Here is a 26,746-nt window from a genome sequence, read left to right on the forward strand (position 1 = left end):
AAACACTTCCTTTATCTGTCAGAAAAAACTATTTGAAATTTGAAAAAATTAACTTAATCTACCTATGGTGGATTATTTTCATATGTAATCTAGATACACAAAACTGATAGGTTCCGTCATGGCAAAAGAAAAGTTTGAACGCGTAAAACCGCACGTAAACGTTGGTACAATCGGCCACGTTGACCACGGTAAAACTACACTAACTGCAGCAATCACTAACGTACTTGCAAAAGTATACGGCGGTGTTGCTAAAGATTTCGCATCAATCGATAACGCTCCAGAAGAGCGCGAGCGTGGTATCACAATCTCAACTTCTCACGTTGAGTACGATACACCTACTCGTCACTACGCACACGTAGATTGTCCTGGTCACGCCGATTATGTTAAAAACATGATCACTGGTGCTGCTCAAATGGACGGCGCTATCTTAGTAGTTGCTGCGACTGACGGTCCTATGCCACAAACTCGTGAGCACATCCTACTTTCTCGCCAAGTTGGCGTTCCTTACATCGTTGTATTCATGAACAAATGTGACATGGTTGATGATGAAGAGCTACTTGAGCTAGTAGAAATGGAAGTTCGTGAACTTCTTTCTGAATACGACTTCCCAGGTGATGACTTACCACTAATTCAAGGTTCTGCACTTAAAGCACTTGAAGGCGAAGAGCAATGGGAAGCTAAAATCGTAGAGCTTGCAGAAGCACTAGATTCTTACATTCCAGAGCCAGAGCGTGACATCGATAAGCCATTCATCATGCCTATCGAAGACGTTTTCTCAATCCAAGGTCGTGGTACTGTTGTAACTGGCCGTGTTGAAGCTGGTATCATCAACGTGAATGACGAAGTTGAAATCGTTGGTATCAAAGAGACTACTAAGTCTACTTGTACTGGTGTTGAAATGTTCCGTAAGCTTCTTGACGAAGGTCGTGCTGGTGAGAACATTGGTGCACTTCTACGTGGTACTAAGCGTGAAGACGTTGAACGTGGTCAAGTACTAGCTAAGCCTGGTTCAATCAACCCACACACAACATTCACTTCAGAAGTATACGTACTTTCTAAAGATGAAGGTGGTCGTCATACTCCATTCTTCAAAGGTTACCGTCCACAGTTCTACTTCCGTACAACTGACGTAACAGGTGACGTACAGTTACCAGAAGGCGTAGAAATGGTAATGCCTGGTGATAACGTTAAGATGACAGTAACTCTAATCGCGCCAATCGCGATGGACGAAGGTCTTCGTTTCGCTATCCGTGAAGGTGGCCGTACTGTTGGTGCTGGTGTTGTTGCAACTATCGTTGAGTAATCAACAGTTGTAATGCATTAAGCATTAAAAAAACCCGAGCTTAGCCTCGGGTTTTTTAATGTCTGAAGTAAAAGTATTAATGTTATCGCTGTAACAGAGTAGGAGCATGAACTTAATCAGTTAGTAACCAGCATTCTTACGTAACTCATCAAGCATATCTTGGTTACCCATCATTTCGTCAAGCGTTGCCCTGACTGCATTGTCAGAGCTATTGTTATAAACTGAAAGTAGATGCTGCGCCATTTGCTTCGTATAACCATCTTGTTTATTTTGAGCTTGGTAGTATTGCGCCATCAACCCTTGTGCAGCTAAGCGACGGATATAATCATTCGTGTCTCGCTCTAACAAGTTTGTAAATTGTTCTGCAAGGCGGTAATCAAGTACCGGTGTTTGAGTTGTTAACTCAACAGCTTGAATTTTAAATTTTTCGTCACTACTGTTGTTCGCTAAATTTAAAATGTTACCTACTACTTCATAGTCATACTCAGGCATAGTAGATTTATTTAGAATATACATATTCATTTGCAGTTGGCTAAGTGCAGCTAACCTATCTAAATCTGCCATGCTTGGATCTAAAGTTTGCTCTCTTAATTGAGAGTTTATTTGTTTAGCATAATCTGGTTCTGATTTGATCCTTAAATCATAGTCTTCTGGTAAATCTGCATAAAAACCATAAAGAGGATTTTGCTCACGCAGTTCCTCAGCTTCTTGCTGCTGCTTTTCCTCAAGTACGTTAAGAACAAGTTCCTTAAATTCGTCGGTATCTTGTTCTTGATAAGAGCCATTAGCGTGTAGTTTTAAGTTAGCTAATTGGCGTTGTAGCGAACTTACTTTCTTGCTTAGTTCGTCAATTAAGGCTTCATTTGATTGCTGGTATTCTGCAGGAGTACTAATAGAAACTGTGGGGCTTAGCTGTTGCTGCTTGGGTTTATTAAGCGAACTGGGCTGATTTTTAAAAAATGTTCCGTAGCATGAAATTACCAAGGCAAGTGTTGCTATAGTAATCGCAATAGTTCCTTTGTTTATAGTCATAAAATAATCTGCCTCTAAAATGGGTAATTTATCTGTTTTCGAAATATAAGTCTGTTAAAAAGTGTGTTAAATGAAGATGATATATACGGATTAATTAAGAAGGCGGGGCGTGAGTGGCGAAATACGGTGTTTTAAGTGGCTAAAAGCGCTAGACCTAAGCCTAGCGCATAAAGCTTAATGCGATTTTGCGTATTGCTCAGCTTGCTTCCACACTCTTAATGTATTACCGCTTAAAATCTTTTTAATATCGGTATCGCTGTAACCTCTGTCCATCAAACCTTGAACTAGGTTAGGGTAGCTAGATACATCCTTTAAGCCGATAGGCAGTGAGTCACCTACACCGTCGTAATCAGAGCCAATACCAACATGATCGATACCAATTAGTTTCACAACGTGATCAATATGATCAAGCACTTGCTCAAGGCTAGCAAATGGGAATGGATTTTTAGCGCGGTACATAGCATCAAAATCTTTAGCTACTTTTTTGCCTTCTTCAGTAATTGTTTGCTTTTTACTTTTGAATTGATCGTACCAACTTCCGGCTTTTGAAGTAACAAAACTTGAGCCAAAGTTAATTTGAATCACACCACCGTTCTTCTTAAGGGCTAACAGCATGTCGTCATTCATATTACGCTCAAAACCAGGCGTATATTTACGTAGTGAAGAGTGTGATGCAATAACGGGTGTGTTAGACAATTCCATTACTTGATAAAATGCATCGTCCGAAATATGCGATACATCAATCAGCATGCCGATGTTATTCATCTCTTTTACTAGCTCTTTACCGAATGGACTTAAGCCTTTCCACTTGCGACGAATATCGTATGATGAGTCAGAAATATGATTGCTTTGCGAGTGAGCTAGGGTGATGTAACGTACGCCACGATCAAAGAAGTGTTGTAGGTTTTTCATTTCGCCCTCGATAGGCGATCCGTTTTCCATGCCCATGGCGATTGATATTTTATTGTCCTTGAACTGTTGCTCAATGTCTTGTGTTGAGTCAGCAATGGCAAACTTATCTGGAGCACGAAACGCAATCGCTTCCATACCATCAATTAATTGATTCGCTAATTGGAAGCTTTTTCCTTTGCCTTCAAACTCTAAATGAGCAGGAATATAAATCGACATAAATGGCGCGTTTAAACCGCCTTTTACTGCACGAGGGTAATCAAAATCGCCGCCCTCAGTGGCTTTAGTTACATCCGCCCATTTATCATGAATGCGGTAAGGTACATCAATGTGAGTGTCGATTAAAATGGTATCGTGAGCAAGCTTAATTGCTTTATCTGAAGGGGTTATTTCAGCGCTGACTGCGCCGGTTAATGCAATCGACATTGCAGCAACTAGTGAGCTTAGTTTTATCATTTATAATGGCTCTTTGAGTTAAAAAAACCATTGTCTATTTTTACGTCGTGTCTGACAAGTTTACTCGTCGAATTGCGCTTCACTTTGCAGTGCTTTGAATTCACTTTTAGAGATTATGGTGACCGATTCGTGCAGTTCAGAGAAAAACACCATAGCTTCGCCGCTTTTTAATTGCTGATTTACTTGCGCCACTTTACTTTCAATACTGAATTCTTGTTCGCCATAATCTGTGCCTTCACGCAGTACATAGCTTTCAATTAGGTTGTACAGTGTGTCTTTATCAAGTTGTTCAAAAGGAATAATCATAGTCACTCTTTATCGGTGTTATTAAATACACATTGCTTAAAATAATCAGGCACCACTTGCTCTAACCAATACACCGGTTTAAACGGGTTGTTACCGCTAATAAAACCAACGTGGCCGCCTTTTTCAGAGATACGCAGCGTAACATGCTCACTTACATCCTGACTACTTGGAACCGCTTTAATCGACAGCATAGGGTCGTCTTTGGCATGGATAATTAGTGTAGGTGTCGCAATATCTTTTAAGTACGGCATCGCACTGGCTTTTTTGTAGTAATCGTGTGCATTCTCAAAGCCATGCAACGGTGCTGTAAGCTGGTTATCGAACTCTAATAAATCGTCAATTTCCATTAATTGATCAGTGGTGATCGGTATCTGTTGTTTAATTTGCGGTAATTTACGTTGCATCGACTTTTTCATTCGATCGAGCAAATATTTTTGATAAATTTTACCTAAGCTTTTACGAATAACATCACTAGATGATGATAAATCATAGGGCGCAGATATCACGGCAGCTGCGTTAAGCGGGCAGTGAATGTTTTCTTCGCCTAAATACTTAGCGAGTACATTACCACCCAATGAAAAACCCACCGCTACAATAGGGCGATTTGGAAATTGTTGTTTTAAATGATTTATAAAAAAAGCTAAATCGGCGGTGTCGCCACTATGGTAGGCTCTGGGTAAGCGGTTTACTTCGGTTGAGCAGTTTCTAAAGTGCATCAATACGACAGCAAAGCCTTGCTTTTTTAATGCTTTCATCATGCCTTTGGCATAAAAACTGTTTATGTTACCTTCAAGTCCATGAAGTACCACTGCGAGTGGTGCTTTTTCGTTATGCGGGAGTGACCAAGCAAGCTCAATAAAGTCTCCGTCGGGCGTATCAAGTTGCGCAAGTTCGTAGCGAGTATGATGAAAAGGGCGGAAAAAACGCGGTATTATGGTTTGAACGTGTCGGTTGGTCATCCACCATGCGGGTTTGAACTTAGGGATCATGTCTGTACTACGCACTTTGCAATTAACGAAGCGCTAGTGTAGCAAATTTTTTATATTTAAAAATAAAAAGCGCCTAATCAGTAAACTAATAAGGCGCTTTGTGCGTCGTGCTTAATGCTGTTCTTTAATATCTGCATCGTGTACTTTTTTCATGAAAAAATACACAAAGAAGAGGCATAAACTAATAACGACGCCTAAAAATCCAAATGATAAAAATAGTACTGGGTCGCTAAAAAAATCTCTAAAGAATACGTCCATAATTGCCTCCTGATGTCTATGGGGTAATCATAGGCTGGCTCAGTGGTACTTGATATGATCCAGATCAAGCTATTTTACAGATTATAAAATGGGCAATGCAGATGTTGATTTTGATCAATAAAGTTAAGTCGATTTTGCACTTTTTAGTAAATTATCTGCGATTTTTTAATCACTTTTATAATAAAGATGGTCAGCAAAGTTCAGCTTTGAATAACCGTTGCTTTGTTTTAGGTTAAATAAAACAAACCTAGTGTTAAATATATTTGACATGGCTAAAAAGTGAACTTATAGTTTAAAAAGTTAAAAATATTTTACTTGGAGTTAGCTTTATATGACTCGTTCAGAGCACTTTAAAGAACTTTTACAAAGCATAAGTTTTAGAGAACTGACGCTGAGTATCGATTTACTAGTAAGCGTGTACATATCTTACTTTTATGTAAACAGCCTAATGAATGCGAGTACGCAGCAGCTTAGTTCTGTTTCTTGGTTATCTGGCTTATTGCTACAGGTGTTAATTTATTCTGTGATACTTATAGTATTGAGCTATTTATTACTTACATTTATCAGTGATAATGAATTAAATCAGCCACCTGATGTGAGAGAAAAGCAAATAAATTTAGTGGGTTATAAATACAAGGCCATAATCTTACAGGCGGGAATTTGTGTTGCTATTTTTCAATATCAAATTGAAGCTAATAACTGGGGCCCAGCTATCGAATATAATATTCCATATTTACCAATGCATATCATGGTAGGCGCTTTTTTGATTGCCGAAATAGTCAATTACATAGCGCAGCTTTATAAAGGCAGAACGGGTGATATCTATGAGTGAGTATGCAATAACTAACTCTATTCGAACATTACGCTTTTTACGCGATGAAATGACGCAAAAGCAGTTAGCAGATGCTATTGGCGTAACGCGGCAAACGGTAATGGCAATTGAGGCAAATAAATATTCACCCACTTTAGAGGTGGCTTTTAAAATTTCTTTAGTTTTTAACTTACCTTTAGAAGAGGTATTTCAATACAAAACTAAAGATATATAGCTTGGTGTATAAAAGTAAACCAAAGTAACCATGTATATAAGAGCTAATATTCATAAGATAAATGGCTTTATGATCTGATGAAATTAATAGTGAAAAATTATGCCAAATATTTATCGCTGTTATTGGGCGTTGCACAAGGTGTTAAATTCATACTATTAACTTCATCAATCAATATTATTTGTTGCTGCTTTTCTAATTTTAGCTCGGCACCGAGAAGTGCTTTTCGAATTGCGGCGTAATCTGTAACCTCGGTTTTATTGGCTTTTAAATAGGCACGTGTGGCTCGTAGTGGCTTCAATGCCTGCTTATCAAACTCACTAATTGATTGTTCAAGCTTGTTTAGCTGTGTTTGGTTAATAGCTAGATTGAGAGAATCTAAGTAATACAGCAACAAGCATAGGTTGACGTTTTTACCTAGCTGGTTTTGATAATCCAACAGGCGCGTTTGCATGTCACCTTTGCTGTAAAGGTTACATGCAAACTGCCAAAAATCATTGCTGTTAAGCAAGTTCATCGGCGAATGCCTGCTCTTTTTGTTCCATTTCTTCAAGGGCCATAAGTAGCTCTTCTTCAACATCGTTAAGTTTAGGCGTGAGTGTGGCTTGTTTAGTAATTAACTCTTTAAGCTTGCCTTTATTTTCGTCGTTATAGAGAGTGTTATCGCCTAGCGCCTCTTCAACGTCAGCTAGTTCTGCAGCAAATTTATCTAATTGCTTTTCAAGTTTTTCAATTTGCTTTTTCAGCGGCTGAATCGCTTTTCTAAACTCGGCTTCTAAGCGCTTTTGCTCTTTACGGTTAACTTGTGAATGGGCTTTTGGCTCTTCGTAGGTGTCGTTTTTAGTGGCTTCTTTATTAGCATTAAGCAGCCACTGATAATATGCATCTAGGTCGTAGCCAAATTGGGTGACCTCGCCATTATCAACTAAATAAAATTCATCGGCGGTATTTTTAAGCATATGACGGTCATGCGATACCGTGACCATAGCGCCTTCAAAGCCTTGTAATGCCATAACTAAAGCGTGGCGCATTTCTAAATCAAGGTGGTTGGTTGGCTCATCGAGTAGTAGTAAATTTGGTTTTTGATAAACCAACATAGCCAGTACTAAACGGGCTTTTTCACCGCCTGAAAACGGTGCTACAGGGTCGAGTGCTTTATCGCCTACAAAGGCAAAACCGCCTAAAAAGTCACGCAATGATTGTTCGCTGGCTTTTGGGTTTAAGCGTTGCAGGTGGGTGACGGCACTGGCTTTTAAATCTAGAGACTCCAGTTGATGCTGCGCAAAGTAGCCAATGTTTAAGCCTTGATGCTGAAACACTTCACCTGCTTGAGGTTGTAAGTCACCTGATAGTAATTTAATCAGTGTTGATTTACCTGCGCCATTTCTGCCAAGTAGTGCAATACGGCTGCCTGGTACTAAGTTCAGCTTAATACTGTTTAAAATGGTGACATCGCCATAACCGGCTTTGGCTTTGTCGAGTGTCATTAACGGGTTAGGCAGAGCGGTTGGCTCGGCAAATTCAAAATCAAATGGCGAGTCAACGTGTGCTGGGGCAAGTTTTTCCATTCGCTCTAGCGCTTTAACACGGCTTTGTGCCTGTTTGGCTTTACTAGCTTTGGCTTTAAAGCGGGTAATGAACTGCTCAAGATGCGCTATTTGTTCTTGTTGTTTTTCAAACATGGCTTGCTGCTGCAATAGGCGCTCAGCTTTTTGGCGTTCAAACTGCGAGTAGTTACCTTTGTACACATTAATAAGTTGTTTATCTATATGCCAAATTTGATCAACCACAGCATCTAAAAACTCACGATCATGAGAAATAAGTACTAGCGTGCCGGTGTAGGCACGTAAAAAACGCTCGAGCCAATACACGGCATCTAAATCTAGGTGGTTTGTTGGCTCATCCAGTAATAGTAAGTCGGCATCGCGAATAAGCGCTTGGGCTAAGTTTAAGCGCATGCGCCAACCACCCGAAAATGCACTAACCGGGTTTTCTATTTGATTATTAGCAAAGCCTAAACCATGTAACAGCTCACCTGCCTTGGCTTCTATGCTATAGCCTTTAATGTTTTCAAGCTGAATATGCACTTTAGCTTGAGTGTCGCCATCGTTATTTTGCTCGGCTTCACGCAGCGCAATTCGTAGCGCATAATATTCAGGGTGGCCTTGCAGTACGTAATCTATGGCGCTTATTTCAAGGGCGGGGGTTTCTTGCTTTACCGAGGCCAGTGACCAATCTTTAGGAATACTGTAATTACCGCCATCTAACGAAAGCTCAGACTTTAATAAACTAAATAGCGTTGACTTACCACAGCCATTGGCACCAACAAGGCCTACTTTGTGCTCTGGAAATAATGTAGCCGATGCATTTTTTAATAAAGCTTTGCCACCGCGAAGCAGTTCTATTTCTGAGATTTGGATCATAAATACGTTACTTTACTGTGCCTTGATTGAATTGCCGCCATTATAACACGGATCTTATTAGCCATATCAATCGTATCAAGTAGGCAAATATTGCGATAAAATAACGTCAGTCAAAATGGTAGGAAAAGCGAAGTGAAACATAAAAAACGATTTATTGCTGGAGCAACGTGTCCTGAGTGTAAAACCATGGATATGTTAATGCTTTACAAAGAGCACGACGTAGAAAAAGTTGAATGTATGCAGTGTGGCCATAAAATGGCTCAACCAGAGCAGGCTGTGCAGGCATCAACACGCCAATTTGAACAGATCATTGGCGTGTTTAATCCAGGCGATTAGTGCCTTGTTAGTGCTGCTTAATAATGCGGCGGCGGTGGCTCTGGCATATTCGACATCATAGGCTGTGATGACTGCGACTCTTTAAGTTTTTCAGCCAGCAACTCGGTTTGGCGCTTTATTTTTGCCAACTGTTGCTGGTGAACTTTTATTTCATCATTTAAAATTTCAATCGTTTCGTCTTGAAAAGCCACTTTAGCCTCAAGTTCCATTAACCGATGTTCAATTGTGTTCATTTGGTTCTCGTATAATAAAGCGCTCAGCGATTCCGCTTGAGCTTTCAGTTAACAATGATTTACCGTTATCTGTAAATGTCACATCAAGTACCACTGCCGATTTTGGCCTACTGCCTTCTCTTGGGGTCACTTGCCATGTTTGAATTTTTTCACCACTGTTTAGCTGCCATAAATCCACCTGTTTGTTCGGTGAACCGGTTGCTAATAAAGTGCCTTGGTCGTTAAAGCGCACCGCAGTAAAAATTTTCTGACGCGCAATATACTTTAGTTTACTAACAAGGTCACCTGTAGTCAGCTTCCATACATTTGCTTGTGCCATACTGTCGGCGGTAAAAGCATAACGTCCTTGAGGATCTAAAGCGACTCGGGTTACTCGGGTTGGGTGATTAAAGCGATGAATAACTTGTCCACTTTGGGTATCCCATAAGTAGGCCACATAATCGTTTGAGCCGCTCAATGCATAGCGCCCATTAGGTGATAGGTCTACGGTGTTTACTTTATCTTGATGGCCTAAAAATTCAATGCGTCTGCCAGTGTTAAGGTTTATAAATACTACAACGCCATCGCTGCGCCCGTACACAACACTGTTGCCTTGGTTACTAATGGCAATATCGCGGATGCTGGCTTTTTGTATTTTATAAAAGCCTTTATTTTTGCCTGTGGCAATATCCCAAACGGCGAAGGTGGTTTTTTCGGCGGTAACAGCCACGCTATTATCAAAAGCAATGGCTACAGCGTAAACAAGGCTGTCTTGCGCTTGTTGTTGAAACCATTGGTATTTAAGGGCTTGCTGTTGATTATCCCAAAGTGCGACCCCATGATTGATAGAAGACACTAAGCTGTATTGACCATCATGCGAGAGTGCGGATGAGAAAGCACCTTGTGCCGTGTGCTCAAAACTAGCCACTGCTTGTTGTTTTTCATCACTACATGCAATTGTTAATAAACAGCAGGTAGCAACTAAAAAAGTACGAAATAACGACATATTACAGGTATTTCCTCTTAACTCTTCGTGACTGAGAGGTTAGACTAGGTTGCGAAAAACGCCTAGGTTGTTTGTCTAATCACTGGATATGTTTTTAGTTTAGCTATTAAACAAGCAGCCTACCATGTAGGCCGTTAATCTTTAACTAGTAATATTACAATAAATGACAACTGCAAAGTGTGTCGGAGATTTAAAATGAGAAAGACGATTAAATTGTCATTGATTGCAGCGTCAGTTTTAGCGCTTACAGCTTGTAATCAAGAAGCAAAAAAAGAGCAAGCAGACGTTAAACTAGATACTGTAGCGCAACAACAAGCTTACGGTATTGGGGCATCTGTAGGTAACTTTTTAAATAAAGACCTAGCGGATAAAAAAGAAATTGGTATCGAATTAGATCAAGCATTATTAATGCGTGGTTTTGAAGATGCACTTGCCGGTAATGCTAAAATTGACGAAGAAAAAATTCGTGAAGTATTAACAGCATTAGATGAGTCAGTGCGCACTAAACAAGAAGAAAAAGCAAAGGTTGAGTCTGAAAAAAGCAAAGTTGAGGGTGAAAAATACCTAGCTGAGAATGCTAACAAAGAAGGCGTAATGGTTACTGAGTCTGGTTTACAGTACGAAGTATTGAGCCAAGGCGAAGGCGCTAAGCCAGTAGCGACTGACGTGGTTAAAGTACATTATAAAGGTACTCTTTTAGACGGTACTGAATTTGATAGCTCTTATTCACGTAACGAGCCAACAACTTTCCCACTAAACCGTGTTATTCCTGGTTGGACTGAAGGCTTACAGCTTATGCCTGTAGGTTCTAAGTACAAATTTACCATTCCTTCAGACCTTGCTTACGGTGACCGTGATTTAGGTAAAATTCCTGCTAATTCAACACTTATTTTTGAAGTTGAGTTATTAGAAATTCAAAATGATGCAGAAGCTGCCGCTGCAGAATAAGTATTTATATAAAACAAAAAAGGGACCTAGGTCCCTTTTTTATTGCACTGAATAACTGATTAATCTGCGTGATTAGAATATAAGTTATCAATTAACTCATCTTCAAGTGCAAAGCGCGCTTCCAGTGCTTCACCCATTACCGATAGGTCATTATCAAATCCTACTAATAAATCTTCAGCGTCTACTTCAGCGTATTTATCGTTAAAATCCAGAGCAATGTCTGTGGTATCTGAAATACGTGGGTATATAGTATTTGCCAGTTGTTGGCTTTCTAGGCCTTTCTTTTCGCAAGCTTTAGCAATATCGTCGTACACTTCAAAGTGCCCAGCCGATAGGTAATCCATCAATATTTGGCAAAAAGCTTGAATTTGAGACGGTTCAGGCAAAGACTGATCTTTTTTCTCGTAAGGTGAAAAGCCTGCAATTTTACAGTAAAGTACAATCAGCTCTTGGCGTTCGTTTAACCAATTGTCGATGACCGTATGGCTACCCCCCCACTTTTGTTGAGCTTTTTCTACACGCTTCAGCATAATTCTTCTCCTAAGCTGGGTTGGATTTTAAATTGGTAATAAAGTTTCTATCATCCAAGATATATTTAATTGGCGTGTATATCAACAAGTAAAATAGATGTAGTACCACAGAGGGTTTTGTTTACGGGTATAAGTTGTAAGTATTTATTGCAGGAAAGAAAAAACCACCAATTACGGTGGTTTAATTTCTTTATTGGACTTGTTTAAACAAGCATTCTTATTTTTATTAGAGATTTTTATTATTTTTATATTAACGATTATTGTTATTGTTATGTTAACGCGGGAGTAACAATATCAAGCTTTTATAAATGTTGCAAATAGTTTAATGAAAAGTTTTTATTATTAACGTTTACTTGATTGTTTTGTGTACAAAACGAAATGAAAACAAAAAATCACTTGATCTGGTGCTACTCTGTGGCGATTTAATCGCTTAGCGATAGAGGGGGGGCAAATATGGTGGTACAATCTTGCACAATTTCTAAAAGCCCTAGGACTCTATACGCTATGAGCGAATTAAAAAACGACCGTTATTTACGTGCCCTTGCCAAGCAACCTGTTGATGTCACGCCAGTATGGATGATGCGTCAAGCTGGACGTTATTTACCTGAATACCGTGCTACACGTGCACAAGCGGGCGATTTTATGAGCCTGTGTAGAAATGCTGAGTTAGCCTGTGAAGTAACATTACAGCCTCTGCGTCGTTACCCGTTAGATGCCGCTATTTTATTTAGTGATATTTTAACTATTCCAGATGCAATGGGATTAGGCTTGTACTTTGAAACAGGTGAAGGCCCTAAGTTTGAACGCCCAATTTCATCATTAGCCGATGTTAAAAAAATTCCTAAACTTGATCCTACCGATGAGCTTGGCTATGTAATGAATGCTGTAAGCACTATTCGTCGTGAGCTTAAAGGTGAAGTGCCATTAATTGGTTTCTCGGGTTCACCTTGGACACTTGCAACTTATATGGTTGAAGGCGGAAGCAGTAAGGTTTTTGGTAAAATCAAAAAAATGGCGTTTGCTGAGCCACAAACACTGCATTTACTACTTGATAAGCTAGCTGATTCAGTGATTGATTACTTAAACGCGCAAGTTAAAGCGGGTGCACAATCACTGATGATATTTGACTCGTGGGGCGGTGTATTGAGCCCGCGTGACTACAATGAGTTTTCACTGCAGTATATGCATAAAATCGTTGATGGTTTAATTCGCGAAAATGACGGCCGTAAAGTACCGGTTACCTTGTTCACTAAAAATGGTGGCCAATGGATTGAGGCAATTGCAGCAACAGGTTGTGATGCAGTAGGCCTAGATTGGACTATTAATATTGGTGATGCCAAACGTCGTGTTGGCGATAAAGTGGCGCTACAAGGCAATATGGACCCTTCAATGCTACACGGCACGCCAGACCGTATTCGCCAAGAAGTGGGTACGATTTTAGAAGACTTTGGCACTGGCAATGGTCATGTATTTAACTTAGGCCATGGTATTACACCAGATGTTGATCCAGAAAATGCGGGTGTATTTATTAACGCTGTGCATGAGCTAAGTGCGCAATATCACAAGTAAGTTATGAACTAACAATAAAAAGCCCGCTAATTAGCGGGCTTTTTTGTGCAAACTGTTTTACTTAAGTTTTTACTTAAACAAGCGGTTTAAGCCATTTAATGCCGCAACTCGATAAGCTTCTGCCATTGTTGGGTAGTTAAACGTAGTATTTACAAAGTAGTCGATGGTATTGCCACCATTTTTTTGTTCCATTATAGCTTGGCCAATGTGAACAATCTCAGAGGCACGCTCACCAAAGCAGTGCACGCCAAGTACTTCCTTGGTTTCTGTATGGAACAATATTTTTAAACTACCCACATCGGTACCTGCAATTTGTGCACGTGCTAAGTGTTTAAATTGCGCACGTCCCACTTCGTACGGTACTTTTGCGGCAGTTAATTGCTGCTCTGTTTTACCTACTGAACTCATTTCAGGAATAGTATAAATACCGGCTGGGATATCAATAATCAGCTTTTCATCGCAGTTACCACAAGCGATGGCATCTGCTGCAATTCGACCTTGGTCAAAGGCAGCACTAGCAAGGCTTGGGTAGCCAATAACATCGCCTACCGCATATACGTTGTCTATTTCTGTTTGGTAGGTTTCGTTTACTTTTACTTGTCCGCGGCTATCTGCTTTTAAGCCAATTGCTTCTAAATTCAATGTATCAGTATTACCAGTACGGCCATTGGCAAATAAAATACAGTCAGCCTTTACACGTTTACCCGATTTTAAATGCATAACAACACAGTCATCGCGGGTTTCAATGCGATCAAATTCTTCGTTATGACGAATAACAATGCCACTATTCCAAAAGTGATAGCTAAGCGCATCAGATATTTCAGCATCCATAAACGCAAGTAGGCGATCGCGAGTATTTACTAAATCAACCTTTGCACCTAGCCCTTTAAAGATAGATGCGTATTCACAACCAATTACACCCGCACCGTATATAAGTACGCGATGAGGATCGTGTTCAAGGCCTAAAATTGTGTCACTTTCATAAATACGCGAATGGGTGAAATCAACACCAGGTGGGCGATAAGGTCGTGAGCCGGTAGCAATAACAATAGTTTGTGCAGTTAGGCGTTCAGTTGAACCGTCATTACGTCTAATTTCAATAGTGTGCTTATCAACAAAGCTAGCATCGCCTTGAAACATATGAATGCGATTACGATCGTAAAAGCTGCTGCGTAAGTTTGATTGCTTTGAAATTACCGAACTGGCATGGCGCAAAATATCAGGAAAAGTAAGTCTTACTGGGCGCTCGCCTACGTTAAACAAAGGGTTTGCTTTGTATTCAATGTAGCGACTAACCGAATGACGAAGTGCCTTTGAAGGAATGGTTCCCCAGTGAACACAACCACCACCAACAGCAGTTTGACGTTCAATAACCGCTACTTTTTTGTTGCTTTTAGAGAGGTTCATAGCGGTCCCTTCACCGCCAGGACCCGTGCCAATAATGATTGCATCATATTGGTAGCTCACGGGTACTTTTTTCTTTTCTGGTTGTTTGGCCACAGCCACTCCTATTTTAACTAAAAGAGGCTTTTAATAACCTCGCATTAAGTGCTAGCCATGCCTGCTTTTGTGTTTCCCAGGCGGCTTCAAGCTCGTGATATTGTGCCATTAATGCCGACTTTTCACACTGCTTTGCCATATTATTTTTTTTAGCTTCCAACACTTGTTTTTGTAATGAGCAATAATTTTGCAGCTTTTTAAGCAACAAATCGTACTCTTGTTGTAATAATGTAAGCTTATCTTGCGCTAAAGGCAATTTTGCAAGACGACCTTGTGTTTTACTCATTAAGGTTTCTGCTTTAGCTTTTTCAATGCGCTCAACCGGTGTGCGCTTTAATTTACTCGCTAAACCAATGGCTGCGAGTGAGCGGATCATCCATTTTGTTGGGTCGTAATGAAACCATTTAATGCCATTGCGGTAATCGCTGGCAAAAATATGATGGAAGTTATGATAACCCTCACCGTAGGTAAACAGTGCTAAAAAGCCATTGTCTCTCGCGGTATTTTTTTCAGTGTAAGGACGTGAACCCCAAATATGTGCTACTGAGTTAATAAAAAAGGTAAAGTGCTGACTCAGCACTAAACGCAATAAGCCTGCTAACAGTAACATGCCCCATACATCACCAAGCATTAAGCCGAGTACTAGCGGTAAACCAACATTCATGGCAATTACCAATTTTAAGTAATGCTTGTGCTGCCACATAACAATTTTATTTCGCTGTAAATCACGACAGTTGCTGTAATCATCGTAGCTGTCGCCTTGGTAGTCGCGAAGCATCCAGCCAATGTGACTGTACCAAAAGCCATTAGTGGCGGCATAAGGGTCTTTAACTGGGTCATCAACTTGACCATGGTGAATTCGATGATCGCTGCTCCAATGCAGCGCACTATTTTGTAGCGCAAAAGCACCACCAAGGGCAAAAATAAATTCAACCGCAGGGTGTGCGTTATAGGTTTTATGTGCCCATAAACGGTGGTAGCCCGCGGTGATCGATAATCCCGCAAAAAACATGCAAGCTACAAAAGCAACCCACTGCGTGCCTGTAAAGCCATAGTTAAACCCATACCAAGGTACAAGTGTAATAGCAGCCAAAAACGTCAGGCTAAAGAAAAGGACGTTGGTCCATATAATTGGTGGTTTTTTCATGTTTATCATTTCTCAGCGTACAACTGTAAGCTAAAATAATATTTCAATCTGCTGCCGTCAAGTATTAGACTGTACTATTAGCTATTTTTTTAATTAAAAATTTATTACAAACTCACTCAGGGAGCTGTTGATGTCGGGTGTTAGAGCACAACAGAAACAAAAAACACGACAAGCATTAATTGAAGCTGCATTTAATCAGCTTAGTGCTGATCATAGCTTTTCTAATTTAAGCTTGCGTGAGGTTGCACGCGAAGCAGGTATTGCGCCTACCTCTTTTTATCGTCACTTTAAAGATATGAACGAGTTGGGCTTAACCATGGTTGATGAAGCGGGTTTAACCCTACGCCAGCTGATGCGCCAAGCACGCAGACGAATAGCCAGTGGTGGCAGTGTAATCAACACCTCTGTGGTTACTTTTATGGAGTTTATTGATAACTCAAGCAATCAGTTTAGACTTTTGTTGCGTGAACGTTCAGGTACCTCAAAAGCATTTAGAGCAGCAGTGGCGCGTGAAGTGAAACACTTTATTTTAGAGCTCGCACATTATTTAGAAAGTGAAACCCCCTGCGATGCTATTCATGCGTATATTCAGGCAGAAGCCATGGTTACTTTGGTATTTAATGCAGGCGCTGAAGCGCTTGATATTGAAGGTCAGCAACGCGATGAACTGATAGAGCGAGTTATATGGCAGTTACGTTATATTACGCGCGGCGCGTCAAATTACGTACGTGCTGAAAATAAAGAATAGATATTAAAAAAAGTTAAAATAAGCGCTGTATTTTACAGCGCTTATTAATTTAAGCCTGCTCCAGGTTTAAATTGGATGTTTTATTCTGCTTAAAAGTTTTATTTGAATTTTAAATCCCCAGGAAGTCTCCTTTAATTATTTGTTTGGTATTTTTATGCTTGCGCCAACTGCGTTGCAATGATAAAAATAAGCCTCATTGGACACACACACAAGAAAACAGATGCAAACTATTCGCTTAATTACACTAAACCTAAACCTCTTACTGCTGCGGCAAGTGAGCGGGGATTAGTGTGTTTGCATTGAGTTAAACATTAAAAACCCCGCAACCGCGGGGTTTTTTTTATCTCGCTGTAGGGATAAATCGAAATTTGGGTAACACAGCAATTGAGGGGCAGCTATGCAACAGCAAGATAAAGTATGGATTTTTGATACCACCTTACGTGATGGTGAGCAGGCACTAAAAGCAAGCCTAACAGAAGACGATAAAGTTCAACTGGCGCATACCATTAGCCGCTTAAATGTGGATGTAATGGAAGTGGGGTTTCCGGTGTCGAGCCCAGCTGACTTTCGCTCAGTGCAACGTATTGCCACCGAGGTGAAAGGCCCCATTATTTGTGGCTTAGCTCGCTCGGTTGCCAAAGATATCGAGGCCTGTGGCGATGCGCTGCGCGCTGCACAGCAAAGTCGTATTCATACTTTTATTGCCACCAGCCCGCTTCATCTTGAACACAAGTTGCGTATGAGCCTTGATGATGCAACTGCAATGGCTGTTAAATCTATTAAATTAGCGCGTAACTATACCGATGATGTTGAGTTTTCCTGTGAAGATGCTGGGCGTACACCGCATTGGGATTTATGCAAAATTGTTGAACAAGCAATTAACGCCGGTGCATCAACAATTAATTTGCCAGATACAGTCGGTTTTGTAACTCCAGATGAATACGCAGCAATGATCCGTCATTTAATGAATAACGTGCCAAATATAGATAAAGCGCGTTTAAGTGTGCATTGCCACAACGATTTAGGTTTAGCCGTTGCCAACTCCGTGGCCGCAGTGCAAGCCGGTGCACGCCAAATTGAATGCACCATTAATGGTATAGGTGAGCGTGCGGGGAACTGTTCACTTGAAGAAGTGGCAATGATTATGAAAATGCGCAAAGACCACTTAAACGTATATACCGACATAAAAAGCGAAGAAATTTATCGCGCTTCTCGCCAGGTAGCCAAAATTTGTAATATGCCGGTACAGCCAAATAAAGCGATTGTTGGCGAAAATGCGTTTGCTCACAGCTCAGGTATTCATCAAGACGGTGTATTAAAAGCGCAAAACACTTATGAAATTATGTCACCAGAAAGTGTTGGCGTACCAAGTAATCAGTTAAACATGACCTCACGCTCAGGCCGCCATGTTATAGAACACCGCTTAGAAGAATTAGGCTATCAAAAATCAGATTACGACATGGATAGCTTATACCAAAGTTTCGTTGCGCTGGCTGACCAAAAAGGCACAGTATACGACTATGACCTAGAGGCAATGATTTACTTTAATCAAATTAACGATAAAGACGAAAAGTATCAGTTAGAGTTTGTTAACTCTGCGTCTAATTCACAATCTGTGGCCAGCTCAACCATAGGCTTGCTGATTGATGGCGAAGCAAAACAAGAAGCGGCCACAGGTAATGGCCCTGTTGAAGCTTCGTTTGCTGCTATTGAGCGCTTAACAGGTATGAGTGTTGAAATGATTGAATACAATTTAGAGGCAACTGGCCAAGGCGCCAGCTCATTAGGGCAAGTGAATATTATTGCTAAATATGATGGTCGTCCCTATCACGGTGCTGGTATTGCGGCCGATGTGGTCGAAGCCTCTGTTCGAGCTATGGTTCGGGTTTATAACTTAATTTATCGAGCACAAAAAGTGTCTGATTTAAAACAACAAAGGAAAGCAGGATGAGTAAAACACATTACAGCGTTGCCGTATTAGCAGGCGACGGTATTGGCCCAGAAGTTATGGCAGCTGCAGAGCAAGTACTTGACGCAGTCAGTGATAAATTTGGTTTTACTTTGAACCGTGAGCATCACGCGATTGGCGGCGCAGCCATTGATGAATTTGGCAAAGCACTTCCTGATACAACTTTAAAAGCCTGTGAAAACGCCGATGCTATTTTATTTGGTTCAGTGGGCGGTCCTAAGTGGGAAAACTTGCCACCGAATGAGCAGCCAGAGCGCGCGTCATTGTTACCACTACGCAAACATTTTGGTTTGTTTTGTAACTTACGCCCTGCTCAATTGTTACCCGCATTGAGCGCTGCATCACCACTTCGTGCTGATATTAGCGAAAAAGGCTTTGATATTTTGTGTGTGCGTGAGCTAACCGGCGGTATTTATTTTGGTGAAAAAGGTCGCAGTGGCGAAGGTGCTGAAGAAGCGGCATTTGACACCCAAACATACTCGCGTAAAGAAATTGAGCGTATTGCACGTTTTGCTTTTGAGGCCGCTAAATTGCGCAGCAATCATGTAACCTCGGTTGATAAAGCCAATGTTTTAGCATCAAGTGTACTTTGGCGTGAAGTAGTCACCGAAGTGAGTAAAGAGTTTCCTGAGGTGAGCTTAGATTATATTTATGTAGATAATGCAGCGATGCAGCTAGTTAAACAGCCTAGCCAGTTTGATGTATTACTGTGCGATAACTTATTTGGCGACATTTTATCTGACGAATGCGCGATGATCACCGGCTCAATGGGGCTATTACCTTCGGCTAGCTTAAATCAATCAGGCTTTGGCTTGTATGAACCCGCGGGTGGCTCAGCGCCCGATATCGCCGGAAAAGGGGTTGCTAACCCTATTGCACAAATTTTAAGTGCCGCATTAATGTTACGTTATTCGTTAGGACAAGATGAAGCGGCTCGCACCATTGAAAAAGCAGTTGCAGAGGCGGTTGAAGCGGGTGTGGGGACACCTGATATTTATCCGCAGGGCGGCTATACCACCACCGATGTTGCAGCGGCTATTGTTTCACGCATTTAACTATTAAAGCCACAGCACCGTTAGGCTGTGGCTCAATCAGATCAGGGAGTTAGCAAGTGGCTCAAACTTTATACAATAAAATTTGGCAAGCACATACGGTTGCCAGCATCAACGAGCAAACCGATTTACTTTATATTGACCGTCATTTAGTACACGAAGTGACGTCGCCACAAGCATTTGCAGGTTTACGTGAAAAAAATCGTAAAGTGCGCTGTCCAGAAAAAACCATTGCGACCATGGATCATAATGTTTCAACTAAAAGCCGTTCATTAGATGCAGCCAGCGAAGTCTCTAAAAATCAACTAATGGCACTGGATGCAAACTGTAAAGAATTTGGTATTTTGCTGTACGACCTAAATTCAGTAAATCAAGGTATAGTGCATGTTATTGGCCCAGAGCAAGGGATCACTTTGCCAGGCACCACCATCGTATGTGGCGATAGCCATACCTCAACCCATGGCGCGTTTGGAGCGCTTGCCCATGGTATTGGAACCTCAGAAGTTGAGCACGTATTAGCTACGCAAACGCTACAGCAAAAAAAGGCTAAGTCGTTAAAAATTCAAATTAACGGTGTGTTACGCCCAACAGTAACTGCTAAAGATTTAATTATGGCGGTTATAGGTAAACTAGGCACTGCTGGTGGTACGGGTTATGTGGCTGAATTTTGTGGTGAAGGCATAGAGGCGCTTTCGATGGAAGCGCGTATGACACTGTGTAACATGAGTATTGAAATGGGTGCCAAGGCAGGTTTAATTGCCCCGGATAAAATCACTTATGAGTACTTAAAAGGGCGTCCATTTGCACCAAAAGGCGCTGATTTTGACGCCGCTGTTGCCTACTGGGAAACTTTAAAAACTGATGATGGCGCAACCTTTGACTTAGAGGTAGAACTAGATGCCGCTAATATTCAACCACAGATCACCTGGGGGACTAACCCAGAGCAAGTGATTGGCGTTGACGAATGTATTCCAGATCCAGACAAAGAAACTGATTTAATTAAAGCTGATGCCATCCGTAGCGCGCTTAAATACATGGGTTTAAAAGCGGGCGATAAGTTATCAACTGCCAAAGTAGACACAGTATTTATTGGCTCATGCACCAACAGCCGCATTGAAGATCTTCGCGCCGCTGCAAAAATTGTTGAAGGCAAGCAAGTGGTTGCTGGCATTGAAGCATTAATTGTTCCAGGCTCAGGCTTGGTTAAACAACAAGCAGAAGATGAAGGCCTTGCCGACATATTTAAAGCTGCAGGATTTGAATGGCGTGAGCCAGGTTGTTCTATGTGTTTAGCAATGAATGACGACCGTTTAGGCGCAGGTAAACGCTGTGCATCTACATCTAACCGTAATTTTGAAGGACGCCAAGGGCGAGGCGGGCGTACACACTTAGTGAGCCCAGCAATGGCGGCAGCGGCAGCAATACATGGCCACTTTGTTGATATTAGAGGAGAAGCCTAATGAGCATCTATTTTAGTGGCTTAATGGCCCCACTTGATAAAAACAACGTCGATACCGACCAAATTATTCCTAAGCAGTTTTTAACTTCAACCAGCCGTGATGGTTTTGATGCTGCGCTATTTTACGATTGGCGTTATTTAGATAATGGCGAGCCAAACCCTGATTTTATTTTGAACCGACCCTGCTATCAAGGCGCGCAAATACTACTAACCCGTGACAACTTTGGCTGTGGTTCATCACGTGAACACGCCCCATGGGCGCTTAAACAATACGGTTTTGAAGTGATTTTGGCTGAAAGTTTTGCTGATATTTTCTTTAATAACTGTGGCAATAACCAAATGCTTGCCATTGCACTGCCAGCGCAAATATTAGAAGACTTATTTGTGTTAAGTGAGCAGCATGATGATATTCACATTGATGTGGATTTAGAAAACCAGCAATTGCGCAGTAATAAATTTGCGCCAATCAGCTTTGATATTCGCAAAGACGTGAAAGAGCGTTTATTAAGTGGTTTAGACTTTATTGGTGTAACCGAAACCTTAAATCCGCAAATTGATGCGTTTGAAGCAAAACTTGCCGCTGAGCGTCCTTGGCAGTGAATAATTTAAAAGATACTAGATAGTAAAACGCGGCATAAGTCGCGTTTTTTTATTGCTGTCAGATGCTGTTCATCGTGATTATTGTCTTTGTGTTTGTTTAAACGCTAAGCTAATTTTTTACATGTTTAGGGATACATTATGAAATTATTAACAGCTGCAGCACTAATGCTTGCATCAACCGCTGCAATAGCACGCCCAGCACCTTTAGTATCAATTCCAAGCCATGATGGCTTTTTTGATAACATTGCTGCCCATTGTGGTAAAGCTTTTGAAGGTAAAGTAACGGTTGATAATGCCACAGGGCCGAGTTCATTTGCCGATAAAAAATTAGTTATGCATGTGCGTAAGTGTAATGAACGTGAGCTACAAGTGCCGTTTCATGTGGGTGATGATGCCTCACGTACGTGGATCATTACTAAAACAGGCAGTGGGTTGAGTTTAAAGCACGATCACCGCCATCAAGATGGCAGCGATGATGTGTCTACTATGTATGGTGGTCATACGCTTGATGCGGGTTTTGCTAACATGCAGTCATTCCCTGCTGATCAGTATTCAAAAGAGTTATTTGTTAGCCAAGGCATACCACAATCGGTAGGCAATACATGGCAAATGTATATTTATCCTGAAAAGTTTACTTACCGACTCATTCGCCAAGGTCGCGAATTCCGCGTTGACTTTGATTTAACTAAGCCTATCACACCACCGGCTGCGCCGTGGGGATATAGCGTTAACTAAACTCAGCGTCAGTAAAGCCACTGGCTGTTTTAATACTCAGTGGTTTACTGAAAAGTAAAGAGGGGTTATTTTTTTGAGGTTTTTTCTGCGGGTATTTCACACTGCACAAATACACTCAGTGGTGGCTGATAAGCGCGTGGTTTAGTTGGAAAACGTTCATACTCTTGCACCCCTTCGGTTACTTTTAACATAAAAGGGTTATCGCGACATAAGCGGTTAGCGTGGCGCAATAAAAACACACTTTGGTTTTTAAAATGTGGGTAGTCATCAGATTGGATCTCTAGATGATAGTTGTTAGTGTCTATTTGAGTTTGTTTGTAATGCACCTTTTCATCAAAGTCATATAGCCGCTGCATTTCAGTTTGTTCTGCCGACACATTCAAACATGCTGCTAAAAACACCCAACTAATACTTCCATATAGATAATGATTAGCTTTTCTACTCATAAACCTTTAACTCCATCTTGATATTGGGTAGTGTGATCAGCATATCTATTACACCCGTTATTATATAAGTCTAACACCCAAAAAGGGGAAATGTGATGTTCAAGCAAATTAAACAGCTTTTTTCGAGTATTGATCAGCAAGATTATGATATTGAACAACATGATTTAAAAACAGCGGTTGCCGCGTTATTAATTGAAGTAATGCGAGCGGATAATGATTTACAGGCAGATGAACAACATACGCTAAGTCTGACATTAAAAAAATATTTTGATTTAACTGATAAAGCAGTAGATGAGTTAACCGAACAAGCAAGCTCAAGTTTAGATGATGCCATTGATTATTTTCAATTTTCTAAGCAAATTAATAATCAATGCAGTGCACAGCAACGTATTGATATAGTTGAGCTACTTTGGCGCTTGGCATACGCGGATGGTGAACTTGATCCTCAAGAAGAGTACGTTATTCGTCGTGTTGCAAACTTGTTGTATGTTACCCATGAAGACTTTATTGCTGCAAAGCTTGCAGCAACAAAGTTATAGCCGCTGCTTATTTTAGCTTACTCGCTACGCTAACTAACTGCTGTGCAAGGCCGGCCACTTTTTCAGCGGTAGCGGGGTCGTTAATACGGCCATTTTCGTCTAATAAAGTATGAATAGCCGGTACTGCCAGTTGGTTAGCTAATACTAAGCTGCCAATGCCAGATAAAATATCACGCACGTGATTCAACCCACGTAAGCCGCCAAGTCCACCCGGTGATGCTGCATATAAAGCGGTTACTTTATTTGCAAATGCAGGCTCTGCACCTTGTTCGGTGCGCGACGCCCAATCAATGGCATTTTTTAACACTGCGGTGATAGAACCATTATATTCTGGGCTGGCCAGTAAAATACCATCTGCTGTGCGCAGCTTGTCTTTTAATTGTTGTACGCCGGCCGGTGTGCCTTGTGCTTCTAAATCTTCATCAAACATAGGTATGGCTAAGTCTGCGAGTTTGATCACTTCCACTTCAGCGCCACTTTCTAGTGCAAAACGAGCTGCTTCATTAATAAGTTTTTGATTAAAGCTGTCTTTACGTAAGCTACCTGCTAGGGCAATAATTTTTGGTGTAGTCATGAGCTGATCCTAATGTTGATTGTGTACAGCAGTGACTTTAACAAATAATTGCTTGCAGAAAAGCCAAATAAACGCAAAACTTGTGTGCGTATATGCACAATTTAAAAAGTGGTTACTATGGCAATTCAATTTGATGATTGGCAAGATCTTAAGGTTGCTTATGAGGTGGCGCGTTTAGGCACTTTAACTGCAGCTGCCGAAGCACTAGATATTCATCACAGTACGGTGCTCAGGCGAATAAATAACTTAGAGAAAAGCTTAGATGCGCGATTATTTCACCGACATGCTCGTGGCTACAAAGTCACAGAGATTGGCGCTAAGTTATTTACCACAGCACAAGCAATTAATGGTGAGCTAGAACGCTTACACAGTGACATAATTGCAGCAGATAGTACCTTACAAGGTAGCTTGTTACTTACCACTGTGAGTGGTTTTATAGATGTATTAAGTGAGGTATGTGAGCAGTTTCAGACCTTGCATCCGCAAGTGCAATTACAAGTGATTATGGATCAAAAGCGTTTGCGCTTAGACCATGGCCAAGCACATATCGCTGTAAGAGCAGGGCCCAGGCCGGATGAAGGTGATTATATTGCTCAGCATTTAGCGGCACTCTCGTCAGGATTTTATGCTTCAAAACATTACATAAATCGTTATGGCTTGCCACAAACGTTAGCACAACTCTCGGTGCATAATTTTGTATCAGGAGTCGCGGGTTATAATGGCAAAGTGCCTTATTTTGCGTGGGTTGATGAAAATATTCCCTCGTCGCAAGTTAAACTTAGAGTATCAGAAACCTCAGAGGCTACTCGCGCCATCGTTAAGGGGCTAGGGATTGGCGGATTACAACATGATGTTGCAGCGCAATACTCTGATTTAGTGCCTGTATTACCTAACGAACTAAGTTGGCCTACTGACTTATGGTTAGTGACGCACCATTTAGTGCATCGTACTGCGAAAGTGCAAGCGTTTAGTCAGTTATTAAAAACCTATTTTAAGCAGCGTAAATTAAGTTAAAAAAGCTACAACGACTTTTTTATAGAAATACCCAAGCGCTTGGCTAGCCGCGTTAAGTTAGCGCGGTCGACCTGTAAACTTCGCGCTGTGCTTGCCCAGTTATAATTATGTTGTTTAAGTTGCTGTATAATAAGCTGCTGAGTGTAAGTATCGGTGGCTTGTTTTAACGAAATGTTGTTTGTTAAAGGTGTGGTTGCAAGCTGGTTTGAGTGTTCAAGATCTAAGGTGTTAATAGCGCTTAAATTTAGCTCGCAATGCTCTGGCTCAATAGTAATAATTGGCTGCTGCCATTGATGCTGTTTAGCTTTTAATGCGGCGCGATTAATAACATGTTCCAGCTCTCTTACATTGCCAGGCCAGTCATATTTTTTTAGCAGTAATTGCGTTTCAATGCTGAGTTTTAGCTGTTTAATCGCAAGCTTGCGAGCTGTTTTTTCCAAAAAATAACCGGCTAATAAAATAACATCTTCATCACGGGCTTTTAAAGGCGCTACGCTTAACGGGTACACACTTAGGCGATGATATAAGTCGGCGCGAAATCGCCCCTGTTCTACTTCGTGTTTCAAGTCACGGTTAGTGGCTGCAATCACTCTAACATCAACATATTTAAGTTCGTCTTCACCAACGGTTTGTACTTCGCCACTTTGCAGTACCCGTAATAATTTACTTTGCATTGCCAGTGGTAGCTCGCCTATTTCATCCAAAAATAAGGTACCGCCATCGGCTAATTGAAACTTACCTTGGCGAGCATTTTGTGCCCCCGTAAAGGCGCCTTTTGCATGGCCAAAAAATTCACTTTCGGCGAGGTTTTCAGGCAGTGATGCACAATTTAAATGGATCAATGGCTGATCTTTGCGTGCTGAATGCAAGTGAATATTACGCGCCACCAACTCTTTGCCGACCCCAGTATCACCTAAAATTAATACACTAAAATTAGAGGCTGCAACCAGCTTTATTTCGTTTTTAAGGGTTTGTATTACTGGGCTTTGGCCAATAATTTCACCACCATCACGCTTGAGCGCCTCACGGTTTAACGCTTGTACTAATTCACTTGAGTGCTGGGCATGTTGTTTGTAATGGGCAAGCTCTAGGGCTGTTTTAAAGTGTGCGCTACACAAGGTTTGTAAGGTATTAAGCGTATCAGCGGTAATGCCGTCAAACGCATCAGCGTTTAGGCTATCAAAGGTCAAAATACCAAGCAGCGAATCTTTATCATAAAGCGGTAACCCTAAGCAGGCATGCACTGGAATATCACCCGTTTTAGCTAGTAGTAAGCCGTCATATGGGTCTGGGAGCGGGCAGTCATGTGCAAATTGCAGTGCCAAGCGGTGATTACAAATAGCATCAAGGCGAGGATGCTCTGCAATGTTAAAGCGCCTGCCTAAGCTATCAGGCATTAAACCTTTAATCGCTAAAGGCTTTAATTGCTCGCCTTGGCGAATTAACAAGGCGCTAGCATCACTTGGAATAACACGTTCAACTGTGGCTAAGAGCTGCTCAAAACTGTGGGCATGTAAGGTGCTTTGTGCAAGCTCCAAGGCAACTTGAGTCAGATTGAGTTGTTGGTTCATGTCAAAATGACCTGTTAGTGTATTTAATTGGTTTTTATAGTAGGTCATAAAGACTCTTTTTGTAAAGTGAAA

28 protein-coding genes are annotated in these 26,746 nt (G+C 41.2%); 14 read left to right on the forward strand and 14 right to left on the reverse strand.

The window, feature by feature from the left end:
- Positions 1-118: 118 nt before the first annotated feature.
- A complete protein-coding gene (tuf, locus tag P3J6_RS02685) occupies positions 119-1,303 on the forward strand; it encodes an elongation factor Tu (RefSeq protein WP_109875886.1) in 1,185 nt (394 codons plus the stop codon).
- A 120-nt stretch (positions 1,304-1,423) separates the two neighbouring features.
- Here tuf and P3J6_RS02690 read toward each other — a convergent pair whose 3' ends face one another.
- From P3J6_RS02690 to P3J6_RS02705, 4 genes are all read right to left on the reverse strand, one after another.
- Positions 1,424-2,335: a hypothetical protein gene (locus P3J6_RS02690; protein WP_198522178.1), complete on the reverse strand. Its 912-nt coding sequence runs from the start codon at positions 2,333-2,335 to the stop codon at positions 1,424-1,426.
- Positions 2,336-2,509: 174 nt separating this feature from the next.
- Positions 2,510-3,700 carry a dipeptidase gene (locus P3J6_RS02695; protein ID WP_178956756.1) on the reverse strand — a complete coding sequence of 397 codons (1,191 nt, stop codon included), beginning with the start codon at positions 3,698-3,700 and terminating at the stop codon, positions 2,510-2,512.
- Positions 3,701-3,760: 60 nt separating this feature from the next.
- Positions 3,761-4,006, reverse strand: coding sequence for a YheU family protein (locus P3J6_RS02700; protein ID WP_008114225.1), 246 nt, complete (start codon positions 4,004-4,006; stop codon positions 3,761-3,763).
- A gap of 2 nt (positions 4,007-4,008) precedes the next feature.
- On the reverse strand, positions 4,009-4,995 hold the full coding sequence (locus P3J6_RS02705) for a hydrolase (RefSeq protein ID WP_198522179.1): 987 nt from the start codon (positions 4,993-4,995) through the stop codon (positions 4,009-4,011).
- A 589-nt stretch (positions 4,996-5,584) separates the two neighbouring features.
- Here P3J6_RS02705 and P3J6_RS02710 point away from each other — a divergent pair.
- Together P3J6_RS02710 and P3J6_RS02715 are read left to right on the forward strand one after the other, a co-directional pair.
- A complete protein-coding gene (locus P3J6_RS02710; protein WP_010392329.1) occupies positions 5,585-6,085 on the forward strand; it encodes a hypothetical protein in 501 nt (166 codons plus the stop codon).
- Positions 6,078-6,299 carry a helix-turn-helix transcriptional regulator gene (locus P3J6_RS02715; protein WP_010392331.1) on the forward strand — a complete coding sequence of 74 codons (222 nt, stop codon included), beginning with the start codon at positions 6,078-6,080 and terminating at the stop codon, positions 6,297-6,299. The genes P3J6_RS02710 and P3J6_RS02715 overlap by 8 nt, the downstream gene beginning before the upstream one ends.
- Before the next feature lie 97 nt (positions 6,300-6,396).
- On the opposite strand, the gene P3J6_RS02720 is transcribed toward P3J6_RS02715, so the two are convergent.
- Both P3J6_RS02720 and P3J6_RS02725 read right to left on the reverse strand, forming a co-directional pair.
- Positions 6,397-6,813, reverse strand: coding sequence for a TIGR02444 family protein (locus P3J6_RS02720; RefSeq protein ID WP_198522180.1), 417 nt, complete (start codon positions 6,811-6,813; stop codon positions 6,397-6,399).
- Positions 6,800-8,719 (reverse strand): ATP-binding cassette domain-containing protein, encoded by a 1,920-nt coding sequence (locus P3J6_RS02725; RefSeq protein ID WP_198522181.1) that lies wholly within the window; start codon positions 8,717-8,719, stop codon positions 6,800-6,802. Before P3J6_RS02725 ends, P3J6_RS02720 begins: the two co-directional genes overlap by 14 nt.
- A gap of 132 nt (positions 8,720-8,851) precedes the next feature.
- Between P3J6_RS02725 and P3J6_RS02730 the strand changes: the two genes are divergently transcribed.
- Entirely contained in the window at positions 8,852-9,055 is a 204-nt protein-coding gene (locus P3J6_RS02730) for a YheV family putative zinc ribbon protein (protein ID WP_008114218.1), read from the forward strand.
- 17 nt (positions 9,056-9,072) lie between these two features.
- Here the strand turns inward: P3J6_RS02730 and P3J6_RS02735 are convergent, their stop codons facing one another.
- Together P3J6_RS02735 and P3J6_RS02740 are read right to left on the reverse strand one after the other, a co-directional pair.
- On the reverse strand, positions 9,073-9,288 hold the full coding sequence (locus tag P3J6_RS02735) for a SlyX family protein (RefSeq protein WP_008465625.1): 216 nt from the start codon (positions 9,286-9,288) through the stop codon (positions 9,073-9,075).
- The gene (locus P3J6_RS02740; protein WP_178956753.1) at positions 9,275-10,273 is read right to left on the reverse strand and encodes a WD40 repeat domain-containing protein; all 999 of its coding nucleotides are present in this window, start codon (positions 10,271-10,273) and stop codon (positions 9,275-9,277) included. Before P3J6_RS02740 ends, P3J6_RS02735 begins: the two co-directional genes overlap by 14 nt.
- Before the next feature lie 195 nt (positions 10,274-10,468).
- Here P3J6_RS02740 and fkpA point away from each other — a divergent pair, with 195 nt between their 5' ends.
- Entirely contained in the window at positions 10,469-11,221 is a 753-nt protein-coding gene (gene fkpA / locus P3J6_RS02745; protein WP_138608400.1) for an FKBP-type peptidyl-prolyl cis-trans isomerase, read from the forward strand.
- A gap of 59 nt (positions 11,222-11,280) precedes the next feature.
- Here the strand turns inward: fkpA and rsd are convergent, their stop codons facing one another.
- Complete coding sequence (gene rsd, locus P3J6_RS02750; RefSeq protein ID WP_138608398.1) at positions 11,281-11,751, reverse strand: sigma D regulator; 471 nt, start codon at positions 11,749-11,751, stop codon at positions 11,281-11,283.
- A gap of 504 nt (positions 11,752-12,255) precedes the next feature.
- Here rsd and hemE point away from each other — a divergent pair.
- A complete protein-coding gene (hemE, locus tag P3J6_RS02755; RefSeq protein ID WP_008114207.1) occupies positions 12,256-13,320 on the forward strand; it encodes a uroporphyrinogen decarboxylase in 1,065 nt (354 codons plus the stop codon).
- Positions 13,321-13,389: 69 nt separating this feature from the next.
- Here the strand turns inward: hemE and sthA are convergent, their stop codons facing one another.
- The gene (gene sthA / locus P3J6_RS02760; protein ID WP_008114205.1) at positions 13,390-14,820 is read right to left on the reverse strand and encodes a Si-specific NAD(P)(+) transhydrogenase; all 1,431 of its coding nucleotides are present in this window, start codon (positions 14,818-14,820) and stop codon (positions 13,390-13,392) included.
- Between the two features lie 13 nt (positions 14,821-14,833).
- Positions 14,834-15,967, reverse strand: coding sequence for an acyl-CoA desaturase (locus P3J6_RS02765; protein WP_008114204.1), 1,134 nt, complete (start codon positions 15,965-15,967; stop codon positions 14,834-14,836).
- 130 nt (positions 15,968-16,097) lie between these two features.
- Here P3J6_RS02765 and fabR point away from each other — a divergent pair, with 130 nt between their 5' ends.
- From fabR to P3J6_RS02795, 6 genes are all read left to right on the forward strand, one after another.
- On the forward strand, positions 16,098-16,715 hold the full coding sequence (gene fabR, locus P3J6_RS02770) for an HTH-type transcriptional repressor FabR (RefSeq protein ID WP_008114202.1): 618 nt from the start codon (positions 16,098-16,100) through the stop codon (positions 16,713-16,715).
- Between the two features lie 397 nt (positions 16,716-17,112).
- Positions 17,113-18,666: a 2-isopropylmalate synthase gene (gene leuA, locus P3J6_RS02775; protein ID WP_010392352.1), complete on the forward strand. Its 1,554-nt coding sequence runs from the start codon at positions 17,113-17,115 to the stop codon at positions 18,664-18,666.
- The gene (leuB, locus tag P3J6_RS02780) at positions 18,663-19,739 is read left to right on the forward strand and encodes a 3-isopropylmalate dehydrogenase (protein WP_055012752.1); all 1,077 of its coding nucleotides are present in this window, start codon (positions 18,663-18,665) and stop codon (positions 19,737-19,739) included. Before leuA ends, leuB begins: the two co-directional genes overlap by 4 nt.
- Before the next feature lie 56 nt (positions 19,740-19,795).
- Positions 19,796-21,196, forward strand: coding sequence for a 3-isopropylmalate dehydratase large subunit (leuC, locus tag P3J6_RS02785; RefSeq protein WP_138621521.1), 1,401 nt, complete (start codon positions 19,796-19,798; stop codon positions 21,194-21,196).
- Complete coding sequence (gene leuD, locus P3J6_RS02790) at positions 21,196-21,795, forward strand: 3-isopropylmalate dehydratase small subunit (protein WP_198522182.1); 600 nt, start codon at positions 21,196-21,198, stop codon at positions 21,793-21,795. The genes leuC and leuD overlap by 1 nt, the downstream gene beginning before the upstream one ends.
- A gap of 138 nt (positions 21,796-21,933) precedes the next feature.
- On the forward strand, positions 21,934-22,530 hold the full coding sequence (locus P3J6_RS02795) for a hypothetical protein (RefSeq protein ID WP_178956748.1): 597 nt from the start codon (positions 21,934-21,936) through the stop codon (positions 22,528-22,530).
- Between the two features lie 65 nt (positions 22,531-22,595).
- Here the strand turns inward: P3J6_RS02795 and P3J6_RS02800 are convergent, their stop codons facing one another.
- Complete coding sequence (locus P3J6_RS02800; RefSeq protein ID WP_198522183.1) at positions 22,596-22,976, reverse strand: hypothetical protein; 381 nt, start codon at positions 22,974-22,976, stop codon at positions 22,596-22,598.
- Between the two features lie 95 nt (positions 22,977-23,071).
- Here P3J6_RS02800 and P3J6_RS02805 point away from each other — a divergent pair, with 95 nt between their 5' ends.
- Positions 23,072-23,515 (forward strand): tellurite resistance TerB family protein, encoded by a 444-nt coding sequence (locus tag P3J6_RS02805; protein WP_198522184.1) that lies wholly within the window; start codon positions 23,072-23,074, stop codon positions 23,513-23,515.
- 7 nt (positions 23,516-23,522) lie between these two features.
- Here the strand turns inward: P3J6_RS02805 and P3J6_RS02810 are convergent, their stop codons facing one another.
- The gene (locus P3J6_RS02810) at positions 23,523-24,089 is read right to left on the reverse strand and encodes an NADPH-dependent FMN reductase (protein ID WP_138608382.1); all 567 of its coding nucleotides are present in this window, start codon (positions 24,087-24,089) and stop codon (positions 23,523-23,525) included.
- A 117-nt stretch (positions 24,090-24,206) separates the two neighbouring features.
- Between P3J6_RS02810 and P3J6_RS02815 the strand changes: the two genes are divergently transcribed.
- Positions 24,207-25,103, forward strand: a complete 897-nt coding sequence (locus tag P3J6_RS02815) for a LysR family transcriptional regulator (protein WP_178956747.1) — start codon at positions 24,207-24,209, stop codon at positions 25,101-25,103.
- Between the two features lie 5 nt (positions 25,104-25,108).
- Here the strand turns inward: P3J6_RS02815 and norR are convergent, their stop codons facing one another.
- Positions 25,109-26,674, reverse strand: coding sequence for a nitric oxide reductase transcriptional regulator NorR (gene norR / locus P3J6_RS02820; RefSeq protein ID WP_198523771.1), 1,566 nt, complete (start codon positions 26,672-26,674; stop codon positions 25,109-25,111).
- Positions 26,675-26,746: the final 72 nt, after the last annotated feature.

It is taken from the genome of Pseudoalteromonas sp. 3J6, assembly GCF_903995135.1.
Lineage (GTDB): Bacteria > Pseudomonadota > Gammaproteobacteria > Enterobacterales > Alteromonadaceae > Pseudoalteromonas.

Coding starts and splice junctions, on each gene's coding strand:
- leuB (WP_055012752.1), top strand. CDS start 18,663: ATGAGTAAAACACATTACAGCGTTGCCGTATTAGCAGGCGACGGTATT.
- fkpA (WP_138608400.1), top strand. CDS start 10,469: ATGAGAAAGACGATTAAATTGTCATTGATTGCAGCGTCAGTTTTAGCG.
- P3J6_RS02795 (WP_178956748.1), top strand. CDS start 21,934: ATGAAATTATTAACAGCTGCAGCACTAATGCTTGCATCAACCGCTGCA.
- norR (WP_198523771.1), bottom strand. CDS start 26,674: ATGAACCAACAACTCAATCTGACTCAAGTTGCCTTGGAGCTTGCACAA.
- P3J6_RS02815 (WP_178956747.1), top strand. CDS start 24,207: ATGGCAATTCAATTTGATGATTGGCAAGATCTTAAGGTTGCTTATGAG.
- P3J6_RS02735 (WP_008465625.1), bottom strand. CDS start 9,288: ATGAACACAATTGAACATCGGTTAATGGAACTTGAGGCTAAAGTGGCT.
- P3J6_RS02810 (WP_138608382.1), bottom strand. CDS start 24,089: ATGACTACACCAAAAATTATTGCCCTAGCAGGTAGCTTACGTAAAGAC.
- P3J6_RS02700 (WP_008114225.1), bottom strand. CDS start 4,006: ATGATTATTCCTTTTGAACAACTTGATAAAGACACACTGTACAACCTA.
- P3J6_RS02805 (WP_198522184.1), top strand. CDS start 23,072: ATGTTCAAGCAAATTAAACAGCTTTTTTCGAGTATTGATCAGCAAGAT.
- P3J6_RS02705 (WP_198522179.1), bottom strand. CDS start 4,995: ATGATCCCTAAGTTCAAACCCGCATGGTGGATGACCAACCGACACGTT.
- hemE (WP_008114207.1), top strand. CDS start 12,256: ATGAGCGAATTAAAAAACGACCGTTATTTACGTGCCCTTGCCAAGCAA.
- P3J6_RS02690 (WP_198522178.1), bottom strand. CDS start 2,335: ATGACTATAAACAAAGGAACTATTGCGATTACTATAGCAACACTTGCC.
- leuD (WP_198522182.1), top strand. CDS start 21,196: ATGAGCATCTATTTTAGTGGCTTAATGGCCCCACTTGATAAAAACAAC.
- P3J6_RS02725 (WP_198522181.1), bottom strand. CDS start 8,719: ATGATCCAAATCTCAGAAATAGAACTGCTTCGCGGTGGCAAAGCTTTA.
- P3J6_RS02765 (WP_008114204.1), bottom strand. CDS start 15,967: ATGAAAAAACCACCAATTATATGGACCAACGTCCTTTTCTTTAGCCTG.
- P3J6_RS02740 (WP_178956753.1), bottom strand. CDS start 10,273: ATGTCGTTATTTCGTACTTTTTTAGTTGCTACCTGCTGTTTATTAACA.
- P3J6_RS02800 (WP_198522183.1), bottom strand. CDS start 22,976: ATGAGTAGAAAAGCTAATCATTATCTATATGGAAGTATTAGTTGGGTG.
- leuA (WP_010392352.1), top strand. CDS start 17,113: ATGCAACAGCAAGATAAAGTATGGATTTTTGATACCACCTTACGTGAT.
- P3J6_RS02715 (WP_010392331.1), top strand. CDS start 6,078: ATGAGTGAGTATGCAATAACTAACTCTATTCGAACATTACGCTTTTTA.
- P3J6_RS02710 (WP_010392329.1), top strand. CDS start 5,585: ATGACTCGTTCAGAGCACTTTAAAGAACTTTTACAAAGCATAAGTTTT.
- P3J6_RS02720 (WP_198522180.1), bottom strand. CDS start 6,813: ATGAACTTGCTTAACAGCAATGATTTTTGGCAGTTTGCATGTAACCTT.
- P3J6_RS02695 (WP_178956756.1), bottom strand. CDS start 3,700: ATGATAAAACTAAGCTCACTAGTTGCTGCAATGTCGATTGCATTAACC.
- rsd (WP_138608398.1), bottom strand. CDS start 11,751: ATGCTGAAGCGTGTAGAAAAAGCTCAACAAAAGTGGGGGGGTAGCCAT.
- fabR (WP_008114202.1), top strand. CDS start 16,098: ATGTCGGGTGTTAGAGCACAACAGAAACAAAAAACACGACAAGCATTA.
- tuf (WP_109875886.1), top strand. CDS start 119: ATGGCAAAAGAAAAGTTTGAACGCGTAAAACCGCACGTAAACGTTGGT.